This is a genomic window from Comamonas sp. JNW (genome assembly GCF_003105075.1).
Lineage (GTDB): Bacteria > Pseudomonadota > Gammaproteobacteria > Burkholderiales > Burkholderiaceae_C > Comamonas > Comamonas squillarum.
Map to the genome: position 1 here is coordinate 1 of NZ_QETI01000005.1, position 16,824 is coordinate 16,824.

Annotated in this window: 7 protein-coding genes; 6 read left to right on the forward strand and 1 reads right to left on the reverse strand. The window is 65.9% G+C overall.

Going from position 1 to position 16,824, the window contains the following annotated elements; all coding sequences use genetic code 11:
* Nucleotides 1-1,466 (reverse strand): DEAD/DEAH box helicase (locus DCO45_RS08990; RefSeq protein ID WP_116925538.1); only part of this gene is annotated, 1,466 nt, incomplete at its 3' end.
* Nucleotides 1,467-1,720: 254 nt separating this feature from the next.
* On the opposite strand from DCO45_RS08990, the gene ettA reads away from it, so the two are divergent.
* The 6 genes from ettA to recD all read left to right on the forward strand — a co-directional run bounded on the left by ettA (nucleotide 1,721) and on the right by recD (nucleotide 16,542).
* The gene (gene ettA / locus DCO45_RS08995) at nucleotides 1,721-3,382 is read left to right on the forward strand and encodes an energy-dependent translational throttle protein EttA (RefSeq protein WP_027010548.1); all 1,662 of its coding nucleotides are present in this window, start codon (nucleotides 1,721-1,723) and stop codon (nucleotides 3,380-3,382) included.
* 62 nt (nucleotides 3,383-3,444) lie between these two features.
* Nucleotides 3,445-5,478 carry a DUF1631 family protein gene (locus tag DCO45_RS09000; protein ID WP_133248112.1) on the forward strand — a complete coding sequence of 678 codons (2,034 nt, stop codon included), beginning with the start codon at nucleotides 3,445-3,447 and terminating at the stop codon, nucleotides 5,476-5,478.
* A 208-nt stretch (nucleotides 5,479-5,686) separates the two neighbouring features.
* Nucleotides 5,687-6,709, forward strand: a complete 1,023-nt coding sequence (locus DCO45_RS09005) for a tripartite tricarboxylate transporter substrate binding protein (RefSeq protein WP_116925540.1) — start codon at nucleotides 5,687-5,689, stop codon at nucleotides 6,707-6,709.
* Between the two features lie 136 nt (nucleotides 6,710-6,845).
* Nucleotides 6,846-10,454: an exodeoxyribonuclease V subunit gamma gene (gene recC / locus DCO45_RS09010; RefSeq protein ID WP_207788062.1), complete on the forward strand. Its 3,609-nt coding sequence runs from the start codon at nucleotides 6,846-6,848 to the stop codon at nucleotides 10,452-10,454.
* Between the two features lie 5 nt (nucleotides 10,455-10,459).
* The gene (gene recB / locus DCO45_RS09015; RefSeq protein ID WP_116925749.1) at nucleotides 10,460-14,296 is read left to right on the forward strand and encodes an exodeoxyribonuclease V subunit beta; all 3,837 of its coding nucleotides are present in this window, start codon (nucleotides 10,460-10,462) and stop codon (nucleotides 14,294-14,296) included.
* A gap of 11 nt (nucleotides 14,297-14,307) precedes the next feature.
* Complete coding sequence (gene recD, locus DCO45_RS09020) at nucleotides 14,308-16,542, forward strand: exodeoxyribonuclease V subunit alpha (protein WP_243419296.1); 2,235 nt, start codon at nucleotides 14,308-14,310, stop codon at nucleotides 16,540-16,542.
* Nucleotides 16,543-16,824: the final 282 nt, after the last annotated feature.

Here is a 16,824-nt window from a genome sequence, read left to right on the forward strand (position 1 = left end):
GGGTGGCGTGGGCCTTGGCGGCCGTCGCGGCGTGGTGGGCGCTGCTCGCGGCGTGCCTGGTCCAGGCCTTCGCCGCCAAACTCTGCACCGCCTTCGGCGCGTTCAGCGCGTGGGCCGGGGCTGCGCTTGGCATTGCCGCCGCGCTGGCCGCCGCCTGCATTGCCACCAGGGCCGCGAGCGACCTTGTTGGTGCGCACGCGTTCCATCATTTCCTGGCGGGCAGCCTTGGCCGCTGCCTGCATCACATCACGGCCGGGGGCCTTGCCTGCGCCGCCCCAGATGGTCTGGCGGCCCATGGCGATGGGTTCGGCCTTTTCACCTTCTTCCGGACCAAAGCCTTCGAGCACCTGCACAGGAATGTCCTGCTTGGTGAAGCGCTCGATGTCCATCATGAAGCCTTCTTCATCCATGCACACCAGGCTCACGGCATTGCCTTCGCGGCCAGCGCGGCCGGTGCGGCCGATGCGGTGCACGTAGTCTTCCGAGACATTGGGGATCTCGTAGTTGACCACGTTGGGCAATTCATCAATGTCGATACCGCGTGCTGCAATATCGGTGGCGACCAGCGCGCGCAGATCGCCGGACTTGAAGCCTTCGAGGGCCTGGGTGCGGGCGCTTTGGCTCTTGTTGCCGTGCAGCGCCATGGCCGAGACGCCATTCTTGCTGAGGTATTCGGCCACATTGTTGGCGCCAAACTTGGTGCGGGTGAAGACCAGCACCTGGCTCCAGTTGTTTTCCTGCACGATGTGCAGCAGCACCTGCTTTTTCTTGCCGCGGCCGACAGGGTGGATCACTTGCTTGATGCGCTGCACCGTGGTGTTGCGCGGCGTCACCTGGATGGACTGCGGGTTCTTCAGCAGGCCACTGGCCAGCTCGCGGATTTCATCGCTGAACGTGGCCGAGAACAGCAGGCTTTGCTTGTCCTTGGGCACCATCGCCAGCACTTTTTTCACGTCGTGGATGAAACCCATGTCCAGCATGCGGTCAGCTTCGTCGAGCACCAGGATCTCGACCGTAGACAGGTCCAGAAAGCCTTGCTGCTGCAGATCGAGCAGACGGCCGGGAGTGGCCACCAGCACATCGACGCCCTTTTTGATGCGGTCGATTTGTGGGTTCATGCCCACGCCACCAAAGATGACGGTGGACTTGATGTCCAGGTGCGTGGCGTAGAGGCGCACGTTTTCTTCGACCTGGGCGGCCAGCTCGCGGGTGGGGGCCAGAATCAGTGCGCGGATGGCCTTGTTGCCCCATTTGTTGCGGCTGCCTTCAGATTGGGTCAGGCGCTGGAGCATGGGCAGCGTGAAAGCGGCCGTCTTGCCGGTGCCCGTCTGTGCGCCGGCCAGCAAATCGCAGCCTTGTAGCACGAGCGGGATAGCCTGGGCTTGGATAGGGGTAGGCGTGTCGTAGCCTTGTTCGCGCACAGCCTGCACAATGGCAGGTGCCAGATTCAGTTCTTCAAAGTTCATTGGATCAGATGCGTCCAACCTGGACGCTGGGTATCGGCCTCGTCTAAGCAATTTTTTGGAATAATTGCAGCCAGTCAGGTAGGCAGATGGGTTCAAAGAGGGAGCCCGGAACTGTGTCCATCGTCCCCAGCATTAGCGCTGAAGTCCTAGGCAACTGGAGCCTTTGACTGCGGGTATTGTCGCATGCACCGATAATCCCAGGGTGGCCGCGATCAAAAATCGCATATTTTTTTACTGATTTACCAAAAGAACACATGGCTCAATACGTTTTTTCGATGAACAACGTCACCAAGACGGTTCCTCCGAAGCGACAGATTCTGAAGGGTATTTCTCTGAGCTTTTTCCCGGGCGCCAAGATCGGTGTGCTGGGTCTGAACGGTTCGGGAAAGTCCAGCTTGCTCAAGATCATGGCGGGCGTCGACAAGGAGTTCGAAGGCGAAGCCATCCCGATGGCGGGACTGTCGATTGGCTACCTGCCGCAAGAGCCTCAGCTCAACCCCGAGCACACCGTGCGCCAGGCGGTTGAAGAGGCGATGGCCGAAGTCAACAATGCCAAGGCACGCCTCGAAGAGGTCTATGCCGCCTATGCGGAAGAAGACGCCGACTTCGATGCGCTCGCTGCCGAGCAAGGCCAGCTGGAGGCGGTGATCGCCGCTGCGGGCACCGACTCCGAGCACCAGCTCGAAATCGCGGCCGACGCGCTGCGCCTGCCCGCCTGGGATGCCATCGTCGGCCAACTCTCCGGTGGTGAGAAGCGCCGTGTGGCGCTGTGCAAGCTGCTGTTGTCCAAGCCCGACATGCTGCTGCTTGACGAGCCGACCAACCACTTGGACGCCGAATCGGTGGACTGGCTCGAGCAGTTCCTGCACCGCTTTACCGGCACCGTGGTGGCCATCACCCACGATCGCTACTTCCTGGACAACGCGGCCGAATGGATTCTGGAACTGGACCGAGGCCATGGCATCCCCTACAAGGGCAACTACTCCGACTGGCTGCTGCAAAAGGGCAACCGCCTGGAGCAGGAGCAAAAGGGCGAGGAAGCCCGTGCCAAGGCCCTGAAGAAGGAGCTCGAATGGGTGCGCCAGAACGCCAAGGGCCGCCAGGCCAAGTCCAAGGCCCGTATTGCCCGCTTTGAAGAGCTGAGCGATTACGAATACCAGCAACGTAACGAAACCCAGGAAATCTTCATTCCTGTGGCCGAGCGTCTGGGCAGCCGCGTGATCGAGTTCAAGAATGTCTCCAAGGCGTTTGGTGACCGTCTGCTGATCGACAACCTGAGCATGAACATTCCGGCGGGCGCCATCGTCGGCATCATCGGCCCCAACGGCGCGGGTAAATCCACGCTGTTCAAGCTGATCGCCGGCAAGGAGCAACCCGATTCGGGCGAGGTCGAAATCGGCCAGACGGTGAAGATGGCCTTTGTGGACCAGCACCGCGATGCGTTGGCCAATGAAAAGACCGTGTGGGAGGACATCTCCGGCGGCCTGGACATCATCAACGTGGGCAAGTTCCAGATGGCCTCGCGCGCCTATGCGGGTCGCTTCAACTTCAACGGCCAGGACCAGCAAAAGAAGGTGGGCAACCTCTCCGGTGGTGAGCGCGGTCGCCTGCACCTGGCCAAGACACTGATCCAGGGCGGCAACGTGCTGCTGCTGGACGAGCCCTCGAACGACCTGGACGTGGAAACCCTGCGTGCACTCGAAGACGCCTTGCTGGAATATGCGGGTACAGTATTGGTCATTTCCCACGACCGCTGGTTCCTCGATCGCATTGCGACCCACATTCTGGCGGCGGAAGGGGATAGCCAATGGGTATTTTTTGATGGAAACTATCAAGAATACGAGGCAGATAAGAAGAAGCGGTTGGGAGAAGAAGGGGCAGCGCCCAAGCGGATGCGCTACAAAGCCCTGAAGTAACCCACACCGTACGCCCGTCGCTTTTGCCAAGCGCCGGGCGTTTCAACTGGGAGAGGTGAAGCGTGGAGCAACGGGCCGTATCGGTATTTGACACCTGTCTGGAGCAGGCATTGCATGAGGCCGAGCCTTTGATGGCTGCCATGGGCAATGCGGCTTTGGCGTCTTTGGCTGCGCAGTTGTCGTCTTACAGCAACGTACAAGATCAACAATTGTTGCTGTACGCGCAATCCCAGCTGGCCAGCAAAAAGGCGCAACTGCCGCTCGCGTATGCGCTGCGTCTGCGCCAGGCCGTCTTTGCGATTGCGGAGGGCAAGCGCGAGGACTACCACGCGCAGATGAGCGGCCAGGGCCAGGCCGATGGCTTGCAGGAAGACCGCAACGCGCTGCGCGCCCAGATCGAATGGGGCCGCATGCAGATCAACCTGCTGCAGCAGACCGAGCAAAGCCTGACGGGCCTGGAGCGCGTCTACCGCCCATTGCGCAAGATCACCCGCTACTGGCGCAACGGTAACCCTTTGCACCACACCGTATACCTCGACAGCCTGCAGGCCACGTTGAGCGATGTGGAAATTTCTGCCGACGCAACCGCGCTGTTTCTGCCCGACATGGTGGGCGTCATGGCCGACCACCTGCAGACCAGCTACCAGCGCATCATGACCTTGGCGATGAACAGCTATGCCGAGCTGCTGGCCAAGGCCGAGCTCAAGCGCCGCGCCGCCAAAGACAATACCCGCAGCTTTGTGCAGCGGACCAAGAGCCTGTTCGACATCCCGGCGCATTGCCCCGTGGGCGCCGTCCGGGCCTATAAAACCTTGATCCCGGTGATGGAGCGCATGGCCGCCCAGGACAGCTCGTTCTGGACCGATGCCGACCACCCCGCCCGCGTGCTGGTGCAAACCATTGTCGACAAGGCCACGGTGCTCAAGGAAGAGGGCCGCGCGCTGTCCGATCCGCAGTTCCCGCAGCTGGTGACCGAGACGGTCGAGACGCTGTCGGCCCTGGCCCAGCCCAGTGCGGCAGATTTCGCCCAGGCGCTCAGCCGCTTTGGCGTGCGGCTCAAGCCCCGGCTGTCGTCGGCGCTGCAGGATGTCAATGATTCGGGCTACTCCAGCAGCATGCTGCTGGAGAGCCAGTGGGGCGCGTCGGGCCTCATCAGCATCAGCCCTGAATCCGACTGGGCGCAACTGGCCCAGATGCAGGCAGAGCGCGAGGTGATGGCGCAGCCCGCACCCAAAGCCGGACATCAGCCCGAGCCTGCGCTACAGCCAGCCCCAGCGCCGCTGGCGGCCAGCGCCGCCACGCCAGGCCCTGGAGCGTCTGCCAACCTGGAGCAGATCGAGGCCGAGGTGATGCTGCGCCTGGCCACCAGCTTGCACAGCTTTGATGTGGACCCGGCGCTGCTGGCAGCCTTGACGGGCGCCTGGCCCAAGGTGCTGCTGCAGGCGGCCGAGCGCTCAGGCCAGGATTCATCGCATTACCGCGCCTACCAAGAGGCGGTGGACGACGTGTTGGCCCTGGCAGGGGCCCATGCCAGTGCCAGCATGCACAGCGATGCAGACATGCTGATCCCCTCGCTTCTCACGCGCCTGAAGGCCGGCCTGACCAGCATCGGCTGGATGCCCGAGCGCATTGCACCGGTGCTCACCGCCGTCGCGCAGATGGCGCCCAGCGCGCTGGTGGAGCTGCAAATGGTGCAGGAAGAGGGGCGCCATGCGGTGCCGGCCGTGGCCGCGCCATTGCCCGCTTCTGCGGGGGCCATTGCGTTGTCGCCTGCGCCAACCCCATCGGCCTGGGCTCAGCTGCCCGAGGCCGTGGACGCCATGGGTGAGGATGAGCCCGCCATCATCGTGACGGGCTCGATGCTCGATGCCCCCAAGCCCGACAGCGTGGGGCTGTGGATTGGCGGCAAGCGCCTGGAGGCCGGGGTCTGGCTGGAGTTCCTGGGCCAAGGTGGTGGCTGGGTGCCCAAGCAGCTGAGCTGGACCAATGCGCGCTCGACCATGTTCCTGTTTGTCGCCAGCGGCGGCGCGAGCCAATCGATCACGCGCCGCATGCTCGAGAAGCTGGCGCAGGAGCGGGCGGTACGGCCGGTTTGAGTGCTGGCGGGCAGAGGTCGCAACTGCCTAGTCGCCAACCGCTCATCGCCTAAAGGGCATCTGGGTTTCAGGCCTTTTGGCCGTGGCACAATCTCCGCTTTCGGGGCACCAAGCCCCAGTGGCATGCAGCCACACCAGGCTGCAGCCACCATCAGCCAATAAGCCAATCGCCTGGATGTGCTCAGCGTCCAGGTGCCAAGGAGACACCATGAGCCCATTCTCGCGCAGCCGCATTGCGGCCGCATGCCTGCCCTCGCGCCGCAACCTGCTGGCTGCCACCTTGCTGGGCGCCGCAGCCCTGCTGCCCCTGGCCTCGCAGGCCGCCGATCCCAAGAAGTACCCCGAGCGCACCGTGCGTGTCGTGGTGGGCTTTTCTGCTGGCGGCACCACCGATGTGGTCGCGCGCATTATGGCCAAGGAGCTGACGGCCGAGCTGGGCCAGTCCTTTGTCGTGGACAACAAGCCAGGCGCTGGCAGCAACATCGCCACCGAGCAGGTGGCCCGCGCCGAGAACGATGGCTACACCCTGCTGTTCGTTGCGGTCACCAGCGCGATCAACCAGACGCTCTACCCCAAGGTGCGCTTTGACCTGGAAAAGGACTTTGCACCCGTCGCGCTGGGCGCCAAGGTGCCCAATGTGCTGGTGGTGAACCCCAGTGTGCCCGCCAATAACGTGCAAGAGCTGATCGCCTTTGCCAAGGCCAACCCCGACAAGGTCTCCTACGCGTCCTCGGGCAGTGGCACCTCGATCCACATGGCAGGGGAGCTGTTCAAGCTGCGCACGGGCCTCAAGACCCAGCACATTCCCTATAAGGGCAGCGCGCCTGCGCTCACCGACCTGATGGCCGGCCAGGTGCAGTTCATGTTCGACAACATGCCGTCGGCCTGGCCGCATGTGAAGGCCGGCAAGCTCAAGGCGCTGGCCGTGACCACCACCAAGCGCTCGCCCACCGCGCCCGATCTGCCGACGATGGAAGAGAGCGGCATCAAGCCTTTTGATGTCTCGTCCTGGTTTGGTCTGATTGCGCCGGCAGGCACCCCGCCTGAAGTGGTGGCAAAGCTCAATGCCGCGATGAACCGCGCCTTTGACAAGCCCCAGGTCAAGGAAGCCTATGAAAAGCTCGGCGCTGTGGCCGAGAAGAACACGCCCGAGCAGTTTGGCGCCTTCATCAAGTCCGAAGTGGCGGCTTGGGCACCGGTGGTCAAGTCCTCGGGCGCGACGGTGGACTGAGGCGCGCCCCTTTCCCATCCGCACAGGCAGCTTAGGCTGCCTTTTTTCTGGCCTGCGCCGGCCTGGGCGACGCCAGCAGGCGGTGGCCTGCGTTAAAGTTCCCAACTGGCACATCCTGACTGATCTTCCTCCTCTGATGCAATCCTCCCCCGTCCATGCGATGACCCCCGGCCTGATGGTGATACACAGCAACCATCCGGAGGCTTTGCGGGACCTGGTCGTGGCCTGGATGCAGCGCTACCCACTCCGCCCCCTGGAGAGCGAGACGATTCTGGTGCAAAGCAATGGCATTGCGCAGTGGCTCAAGCTGTCGATGGCCCAGCCGGTGGCAGAGGGCGGCTGCGGCATCACCGCGGCTGTCGATGTGCAGCTGCCCGCGCAGTTTCTGTGGCAGGCCTACCGGGCGGTGCTGGGCAAGCACGAGGTGCCCGAGATATCGCCTTTGGACAAGCAGCCGCTCACCTGGCGGCTGATGCGCCTCTTGCCCGATCTGCTGGCCCAGCCCGCGTTTGCCGCGCTGCAGCGCTTTTTGGCCGAGGACCATGACCAGCGCCGGCGCTACCAACTGGCCGAGCGCATTGCCGATCTGTTTGACCAGTACCAGGTCTACCGCGCCGACTGGCTGCGCGACTGGGCCGAGGGCCGCGACCAGCTACGCAGCGCACGCGGCGATATCCAGCCGCTCGATGAAGAGCAGCGTTGGCAGGCGCAGCTATGGCGCGCGCTGCTGGACGATGTGGGCGCCGCCGGCATGGAGACCAGCCGCGCCGCCGTGCACCAGCGCTTTGTGCAGTACCTGCAGTCGCCGCAAGCGCCGCAGGCGCATGTCCCCCGCCTGCCGCGCCGCGTGGTGGTGTTTGGCATCTCGTCGATGCCGGCGCAGACCTTGCAGGCGCTCGCTGCCATCTCGCGCAGCTGCCAGGTGCTGCTGTGCGTGCACAACCCCTGCCGCCACCACTGGTCGGACATCGTCGCCGACAAGGATTTGCTGCGCCACCAGTACCGGCGCCAACAGCGCAAGGGCAGCATGCACGGGCTTATCCACGACGACGACCTGCACCAGCATGCCCATCCGCTGCTGGCCGCCTGGGGCAAGCAGGGGCGCGACTACATCCACCTGATTGACGAGTTCGACCAGCCGGACCAGTACGCGTCGCTGCTGGGGCCCGTCAATGGCGGGCGCATTGACCTGTTTGGTGAGGCCGAGCCCAGCCATATGCTGGCCCAGTTGCAGGACGACATCCTGGACCTGCGGCCGCTGGCCGAAAGCCGCGCGCTGTGGCCGGCGGTGGACCCGGCGCAGGACGCCTCCATCCGCTTTCAGACCGCGCACAGCCCGCAGCGCGAGGTGGAGGTGCTGCACGACCAGCTGCTCGCCCGCCTGGGCGCCGATCCTAGCCTGCGGCCGCGCGACATCATCGTCATGGTGCCCGATATCCAGGTCTATGCGCCGCATATCGATGCGGTGTTTGGCCGCATCGCCCGCAGCGATGCGCGTTACATCCCCTATTCGCTGGCCGACCAGAGCCAGCGCGGGCGCGAGCCCATGCTGGTGGCGTTGGAGCATGTGCTCGCGATGCCCGAGAGCCGCTTTGCGGTGAGCGAAGTGCTCGATCTGCTCGCTGTCGATGCCCTGCGCCAGCGCTTTGGCATTGACCCGGATGACGTCGCGTTGCTGCACCGCTGGATCGAGGGCGCCGGTGTGCGCTGGGGTCTGGATGCCGCCCAGCGCGCCCGCATTGGTCTGGCGCAGGCGGGAGAGACCAACAGCTGGCGCTTTGGCCTGCGCCGCATGATGCTGGGCTTTGCGGTAGGCCGTGGCGAGGCGCTCGGAGACATCCAGCCCTACGACGAGATTGGTGGCCTCGATGCTGCAGCGTTGGGCGGTCTGGCCGCTTTGCTGCGCGCATTGGAGCAGGCCTGCGATCTGCTGGCCCAGGACCTGCCGCCCAGCACCTGGGTGGAGCGCGCCCGCGAGGTGCTGGTCTTGCTGTTTGACCCCCAGCAAGAACATGAAAAACTGCTGCAGATGCAACTCATCCAAGGCCTGGAGCGCTGGCTGGGCCAGTGCGAAGCGGCAGCGTTTGACGAGGCCTTGCCGCTGTCGGTGGCGCGCGAGGCCTGGCTGGCCGGCATGGATGCCAGCAGCCTGAACCAGCGCTTTATGGCCGGGTCGGTGAGCTTTTGCAGCCTGATGCCCATGCGCGCCATTCCGTTTCGGATGGTCTGCCTCTTGGGCATGAATGACGGCGCCTATCCGCGCCCGGTATCGGTGCTGGATTTTGACCTGATGCGCCAGCAGTACCGGCCCGGCGACCGCTCGCGCCGCGATGATGACCGCTACTTGCTGCTGGAGGCGGTGCTGTCCGCCCGCGAGCAGCTCTATATCAGCTGGGTGGGGCGCAGCATCCGCGACAGCACTGCCCGGCCGCCTTCGGTGCTGATCGGTCAGCTGCGTGACCATCTGGCCCAGGGCTGGCAACTGGCGGGCACCCCCGCAGCACTGTCTGGCCCTGCCGCTGGCGAGGCGCTGCTGAGCGCGCTCACGCAAGAGCACCCGCTGCAGCCTTTCAGCCCACGTTACTTCGCGCAGCCGCCCTCGCATGCGGGCAGCGATGGCCTCTACACCTATGCACAGGAATGGCATGGTGTGCACGGCGATGGCCTGCAGACCGAGGCGGCCGAAGACGCGCTGGAGGCCTTGCCCGAGATGGGGCTGGAGGCCGCGCTGAACCTGCGCCAACTGCAGGACTTTGCACAAAAGCCGGTGGCTGCTTTCTTTCGCCAGCGCCTGCGTGTGTATTTTGAGGACGAGGACCTAACCGGCCAGGACGAGGAAATGTTTGCCCCCGATGGCCTGCAGGCCTGGGCCTTGCAGGTCAGCTTGTTGAGCGCCTTGGAGCCCTGGGTGCGCGACAACCCCCAGGCGGCGGCCGATGCGCCCCGCCTGCGCGCGCAGCTCGATGCCGCTGCCCAGCGTTTGCGGCTGGAGGGGCGCCTGCCGCTGCGCGCCTTTGCCGATTGCGCGCTGGAGCCCGCTTGCGATGCCGCCCAGCGTGCGCTGCAGGTCTATGCGGCGGCACTGCGCTACTGGCCGCAGGCGAGCAGCGCAGCACTGGAGCTGCGCTACAGCGATGGCGCAGAGGGCCCGGCCGTGGCCGACTGGTTGCGCGGCCTGCGCTGGGCCGATGCAGCCGGCCAGCAGCAAGCCGCCAAGATCAGCCTGTCTGCCGGCCGCTTGCATGCCGGCGAGCAGCTGCGCTATGACCGCCTGGTGCGCGCCTGGGTCGAGCACCTGGCCTGGCACAACGCGGGCCAGGCGCTGACGACGGTGGTTTGTACCGAATCGGGCATTGCGGTGTTTCCCTCGCTGGCCGCTGGCGCTGCGCAAGCGGCCTGGCGCCAGTTGCTGGCGCTGTGGCAGCAAGGCATGCGCGCGCCCTTGCCGGCCGCTGTGCGTACCTCCATCGCCAGCCTGGCGCCCACGGCATCTGCCGGCCAGCTCGCGGCGCTCTATGACGACAGCTACCGGGGCACCGGTGAGCTGCAGCGCTCGGCCGAGCTGGCCCGGGTGTTTCCGGATTTTGATGCGCTGCTGGCCGCTGGTTTGCTGGATGTGGCCCAGCAGCTCTATGGCGACATGCTGAACCACGTGCAATTGGTCAATGGCCAGCATCCGCAGGCGCTAGCGCGCTTTGCGGAGGGTGATGCGGGCGACGCGGGTGATGGGGAGGGGCCGCAATGAGCGCGATGCCAAGCGATACCACTCTGCCACTCGAGCCGCTGCGCTTTCCGCTGTGGGGCAGTCGCTTGATCGAGGCCAGTGCCGGCACCGGCAAGACCTATACGATCGCCGCGCTCTACCTGCGGCTGGTGCTGCAGCATGGCGGCGAGCAGGCCTTTGGCCGGCCGCTGGCGCCCCCCGATATCCTGGTGGTGACCTTCACCGATGCGGCGACGCAAGAGCTGCGCGACCGCATTCGCCAGCGCCTGTCAGAAGCCGCCCAGCTGTTTGCGCAGAACCCGCAAGAGCCGGATAGCGAAGCGGCAGTGGACCCCTTGCTGCTGGCGCTGCGCGCCGACTACCCCGCCAGCCGCTGGCCCGCCTGCGCCCGTTTGCTGCACGAGGCCGCGAACTGGATGGACGAGGCGGCGGTCTCCACCATCCACAGCTGGTGCTACCGCATGCTGCGTGAGCATGCGTTTGACAGCGGCAGCCTGTTCCAGCAGAGCCTCATCACCGACCAGAGCGAGCTCCTGACCCAGGTGGTGCAGGACTACTGGCGCCGCCAGTTCTATGATCTGCCCGCCAGCTCACTGCGCAGCTTGCTCCAGGTGGTGGCCACGCCGCAGGCCTTGCAAGAGGCCATCCAGCCCATGCTCAGCCGCCAGGATGCCGACTGGCGCTACGACGGCGCGGCACTGGCGCCTGCCGACCAGGTCGATCTGGCCGCATTGCTGGCCCAGGCCAGCGAGGCAGCCGCACGCCACACCGCGCTGGAGAACAGCGCACGCCTGCTGTGGCAGCAGCACCGGGCCGAGCTGGAGCAGCTGCTCATCGCGCTGCTGCCGGGTCTCAACGGCACGACCTATCCCAAAAAGGACGAGCCGGGCGTGTTCGAGGCCTGGCTCGCCGCCATGGCGGCCTGGAGCGATGGCGAGCCGGCCCCCGCCAAGATTCGAGCCTTCAGCCAATCGGGTATCAAGGCCAAAAAAGGCGTGACCGTGCCCGCGCATGCGGCCTTTGCCGCCATCGATGCCTGGCTGGAGGCCGTAGTGCAAGACGCAGAGTCCGCCACGCCACTCAAACCGCTGCTGCTGCGCCATGCGATTGCCCATGTGCAGCGCGCGCTTGAGGCGGAAAAGCAGCGCCGCGCCGAGCTGGGCTTTGACGACCTGCTGCAGCGCCTCGATAGCGCCTTGCATGCGCCTGGCGGTGAGGCGCTGGCGCAGCGCATCCGCAGCCAGTTTCCGGTGGCGATGATCGACGAGTTCCAGGATACGGACCCGCTGCAGTACCGCATTTTTGAGTGCATCTACCGCATCGCTGACAACGACCCCGCGCAGGGCCTGTTCATGATTGGCGACCCCAAGCAGGCCATTTACGCGTTTCGCGGTGCCGATATCTACACCTACCTGCGCGCCCGCGCTGCCACCCAAGGGCGCCATTACTCGCTGGGCACCAACTACCGCTCCACCCAGGCGGTGGTGCAGGCCATCAACCACTGCTTTGTGCATGCCGAGGGCCATCCCCGCGCGGCCTTTCGCTTCCGGCAGGACGCGCAGCACAATCCCCTGCCCTTTGTGGCCGTCGATGCAAACGGCCGGCGTGACGCACTCTTTTTGCAGGGCGAGGCTACGCCGGCGATGACCTTGTGGACCCTGGATGCCGGCACGCCAGCGCTGGCCGATGCCGCCGACGAGCAGGGCGATGCCGCAGCCACTGGCAAGAGCGCGCGCACCGGCGTGGCCGAATCGGCCTACCGCCAGCGCATGGCGCAGTCGGCAGCCAGCCAGATCACCACCTGGCTCAATGCCGCCCGGGCGGGCCAAGCCGGTTTTGGCCCATCTGCGGATGCGCTGGCCCGGCCGCTGCGCCCAGCCGATATCGCCATCCTGGTGCGGGGCCGCGCCGAGGCAGAGCTGGTGCGCAATGCGCTCAAGGACCGGGGGCTGGCCAGTGTCTACCTGTCGGACCGCGACTCGGTGTTCCAGACCGCTGAGGCCGCCGACATGCTGCGCTGGCTGCGCGCCGTCAATGCGCCGGGCCATGACGGCCTGCTGCGCGTGGCGCTGGCCACCGCGTCGATGGACTGGTCCTGGCAGGACCTGGAGCGGCTCAACCACGATGAGCAGCATTGGGAGCAACTGGCGCTGCGCACCCGCGTGTTGCAGCAGCTGTGGCAGAAAAAGGGTGTGTTGCCGATGCTGCGCCAGTGGCTGCTTGATTTTGACCTGCCCGCGCGCTGGCTGGCCCAGCCGGGCGGCGAGCGGCGCCTGACCAATGTGCTGCACCTGGCCGAATGGCTGCAGCGCGCATCGACCGAGGTGGAGGGCGCGCAGGCGCTGATCCGCCGCCTGGCCGAGCAGATGGACAGCCCCGAGGGCGAGGAAGAAATCCTGCGCCTGGAAAGCGATGCCGATCTGATCAAGGTGGTCACCATCCACAAGTCCAAGGGGCTGGAGTACCCGCTGGTGCTGCTGCCCTTCATCAGCAGCTGGCGCGATTTTGATGGCAAGAGCCGGGGCTATGCGCAGTACCACGATGCCGCATCGGGCGGCCTGGTGGTGGAGCTGAACAACAAGCACCAGGACGCCGTCAGCGCCAATAACGACGAGCGCCTGAGCGAAGACATGCGCCTGCTCTATGTGGCGCTGACCCGCGCCCAGTACGCACTGTGGCTGGGCGTGGCGCCGCTGGCCAAGGGCATGAGCCGCGCGGGCAGCCTGGAGAAAAGCGCCGTCGGCTACCTGCTGGCCGGCGGGCAAAAATTGCCTGACCTAGAACTGCATGCCTATCTGCAGGACTTTGCCAGCGGCTGTCCGCAGATGGCCGTGCAGCCCGTGCCCGAGGTCAGCCTGCAGCGCTACCAACCTGAGCGCCCGCCCGCCGCCTTTGCGGCGCGCCAAACGCGCCGGCAGGCCGATGAGCACTGGTGGATCGCCAGCTTCTCGGCGCTGACCGAGCGGCTGGGCTATGCCGCCCCTTCGCCGAGCCTCTGGATCGAAGACGCGCTGACAGCCGCTGAACCCGAAACGGCGCAGCAGGACCAGTACCTGGAGCCGCAAGAGCCCGCACCCGATGCGGCCACGCCCGGCCAGCCGGAGCCCGGTAGCCTGCATGCCTTTCCCAAGGGGCCTGACGCCGGCAACTTTCTGCACGGGCTGCTGGAATGGTGCGCGCAAGAGGGTTTTGCCACGGTGCTCAGCAGGCCTGCGGCATTGGATGGCATCATCGCCTACCGCTGCCAGGTGCGCGGCTGGGCCGATTGGGCCGAGCCGCTGCAAGGCTTTGTGCGGCAATGGCTGCAAACGCCGCTGCGGCTGCAGGGTGCGCCCACTGACAGGCAGGTCGACACGCCGGTCGACAGCCCGGTCGCACTGCAGTCGCTGGGCGACTACCAGGTCGAGATGGAGTTCTGGCTGTCGATCCACCGGGCCTCGACCGGCCAGCTCGATGCGCTGGTGCAGCAGCATGTGCTGCCCGGCCATCCCCGGCCCGCGCTGCTGGCCAACCAGCTGCACGGCATGCTCAAGGGCTATATGGACCTGGTGTTCGAGCAGGGCGGCCGCTACTATGTGATGGACTACAAATCCAACTGGCTCGGTGCGGACAGTGCGGCCTACACGGCAGAAGCCATGGCCGCTGCCGTGCTGCAGCACCGCTATGACCTGCAGTATGTTCTGTACACCTACGCGCTGCACCGCCTGCTGCAGCAGCGCCTGCCCGGCTATGACTACGAGCGCGATGTGGGCGGCGTGCAGTATTGGTTTTTGCGGGGCGTCGGTGCGGACCACCAGGGCCTCTACCATGACAAGCCCCCGCGTGCACTGATGGATGCGCTCGATGCGCTGTTTGCGCAATGATGATGAATGCAATGACGACAGAACCCCAGGACGGTATGCCCGAGAACGGCCAGGCTCAAGATGGCCTGCCCACCCAGCGATCGGCTGCCCGCACGCTGGCCGTGCCCGACGGCGCCACCGCCAGCCTGCTGCACACGGTAGAGCGCTGGACCGCCCATGGCTGGCTGCGCAGCCTGGACCAGGCGCTGGTGCTTTTTCTGCACGAACTCGATCCCGCCGCATCACCGCTGGTGCTGCTGGCCGCCGCGCTGGCCAGCCACCAACTGGGCCGGGGCCATGTCTGCCTGGATCTGCAGGCTACCCTGGACAACAGCCGTTTTGCGCTGTCGCTGCCGCCCGATACCGTGGCGCAGGGCAGCGGCGCCACCGAGCCCACGCCCTTGCCGCTGCCCAGCGAGCTGCTGGCCCAGGTCAACCTGCTGCAGTGGCAATCGGCCTTGCAGGCGAGCGCACTGGTGGCCGCACCTGGCAAACCCAGCCAGGGCGGCACGCCGCTGGTGCTGCAAGGTGATCGCCTCTATCTGCGCCGCTACTGGCAGTACGAGCAGGATGTGGCGCAGGCGATTGGCCAGCGCATCACTGCCAGCCAGCATCTGCGCCAGGGCCGCAGCGCCGCGCAAGACGCGATGCTGCGCCAGGCGCTGGACCAGCTGTTTCCACCGGCGGGTAATCCGATTTCCGATGCGCCGGACTGGCAGAAAATGGCCTGCGCCTTGGCGGCCTCCAGCGCCTTTTCCATCATCACCGGCGGCCCCGGCACCGGCAAGACCACCACGGTGGTCAAGCTGCTGGCGCTGCTGCAGAGCATGGCGCTGCAGCAGGACAGGCGGCCGCTGCGCATCTGTCTGGCTGCGCCCACCGGCAAGGCGGCAGCGCGCCTTTCCGAATCGATCGTGCAGGCATTGCAGCGCCTGGGGGATGCGCAGCTTCCTGCGGTGCCGCCAGCGCCGGGCAGTGGTGAGGCGCGCAGCCTCAAACCGCTGATCCCTACGGAGGCCCAAACCCTGCACCGGCTGCTGGGCAGCCGGCCCGACAGTCGGCATTTTCGCCATGATGCCCAGCACCCGCTGGCGCTCGATGTGCTGGTGGTCGATGAGGCCTCGATGGTCGATCTGGAGATGATGGCGGCCTTGCTGTCGGCCCTGCCGCCGCAGGCCAGGCTGGTACTGCTGGGCGACAAGGACCAGCTCGCATCGGTGGAGGCCGGCGCGGTGCTGGGCGAGCTCTGCGCCCAGTCCGAGCGGGGCCTTTATTGGCACGAAACGGCGCAGTGGCTGCAGCAGGTGACTGGCCAGCAGGTGCCCGCCGAGCTGCAGGACATAGCAGGCAAGCCGCTGGACCAGGCGGTGGCCATGCTGCGGGTCAGCCACCGCTTTCATGCCGACAGCGGCATCGGCCGGCTAGCCGGCGTCGTCAATACCGGGCGGCGCAAGGCGATCAAGCCGCTGCTGAAAGCGGGCTACCCCGATCTGGCCGCGTATGCGGTGCCGGATCTGACGCATTCGTCGCTGGCCCAGCTGGTGCTGGATGGCGGCGGCAAACGCTTTGTCGACAGTGCGGCCAAGCGCGATGCGGGGCCGGTGGGCTATGGCCACTACCTGCAGGTGCTGCGCGAGATGCCGGCCAACCCCATCCCGGAGGCCTTGAACCAATGGGCGCTGCGCCTGTTGCGGGCACATGGCGAGTTTCAGGTGCTCTGCGCGCTGCGCAGCGGCCCCTGGGGTGTGGAAGGGCTCAATGAGCGCATTGCCCAGCTGCTGGCCCACCGCGAGCTGATTGCGCAAAGCAGCGGCTGGTATGCCGGCCGCCCGGTGTTGGTGACCCGCAATGACTACAGCCTCAAGCTGATGAATGGCGATATCGGCATCACGGTGCAGATGCCGGCGGGCCAGGGGCTTGACGCTGGCGGGGCAAGTGGCGCCGCGGTAGCGCAGGGCGCGCTGCGCGTAGTGTTTGCCACCAGCGAGGGCCTGCGCTGGGTGCTGCCCAGCCGGCTGCAGGCGGTCGAGACGGTGTATGCGATGACCATCCACAAATCACAGGGCTCGGAGTTCAACCATGCGGCCGTCGTATTGCCGCCCAGCCTGTCGCCGATCATGACCCGCGAGCTGGTCTACACCGGCATAACCCGGGCCAAGCGCTGGCTGACGGTCGTGGCTGGCGGCAGCAGCAATTTCGCGGTGCTGGAAGAGGCGACGGAGCGCCAGGTCAGGCGCTCGAGCGGATTGCGACAAGGCGAGTTGTAGCCGTCGGTGCCAGAGCTTGGGGGGCGTTGTCGAGGTCGCAGGCCAGTGCAGCAGAGCAGGGCCGTTTGGAGCAAAGAGCGTCGCAGCGGTTGCGATAGGCGAGTGCGCATCGGCTGCGCGGGTTTCATCGAAAAAATGCGTGGCTGTGCGAAAAGATCGTTGGCTGGCCAAAACGACCCTGGAGCTGAACGGGCCCCAAGAGTCGCCCCACGATGAAACAATCACCGTTGCGAGGGCGTTGGGCATGTGTGCATGCACAAGGCCCCTGACAGCGGCGATGGG

What these genes read in the sequence shown, in the direction of transcription:
- ettA (WP_027010548.1), top strand. Translation starts at nt 1,721, where the DNA reads ATGGCTCAATACGTTTTTTCGATGAACAACGTCACCAAGACGGTTCCT.
- DCO45_RS09005 (WP_116925540.1), top strand. Translation starts at nt 5,687, where the DNA reads ATGAGCCCATTCTCGCGCAGCCGCATTGCGGCCGCATGCCTGCCCTCG.
- recC (WP_207788062.1), top strand. Translation starts at nt 6,846, where the DNA reads ATGCAATCCTCCCCCGTCCATGCGATGACCCCCGGCCTGATGGTGATA.
- recB (WP_116925749.1), top strand. Translation starts at nt 10,460, where the DNA reads ATGCCAAGCGATACCACTCTGCCACTCGAGCCGCTGCGCTTTCCGCTG.
- recD (WP_243419296.1), top strand. Translation starts at nt 14,308, where the DNA reads ATGACGACAGAACCCCAGGACGGTATGCCCGAGAACGGCCAGGCTCAA.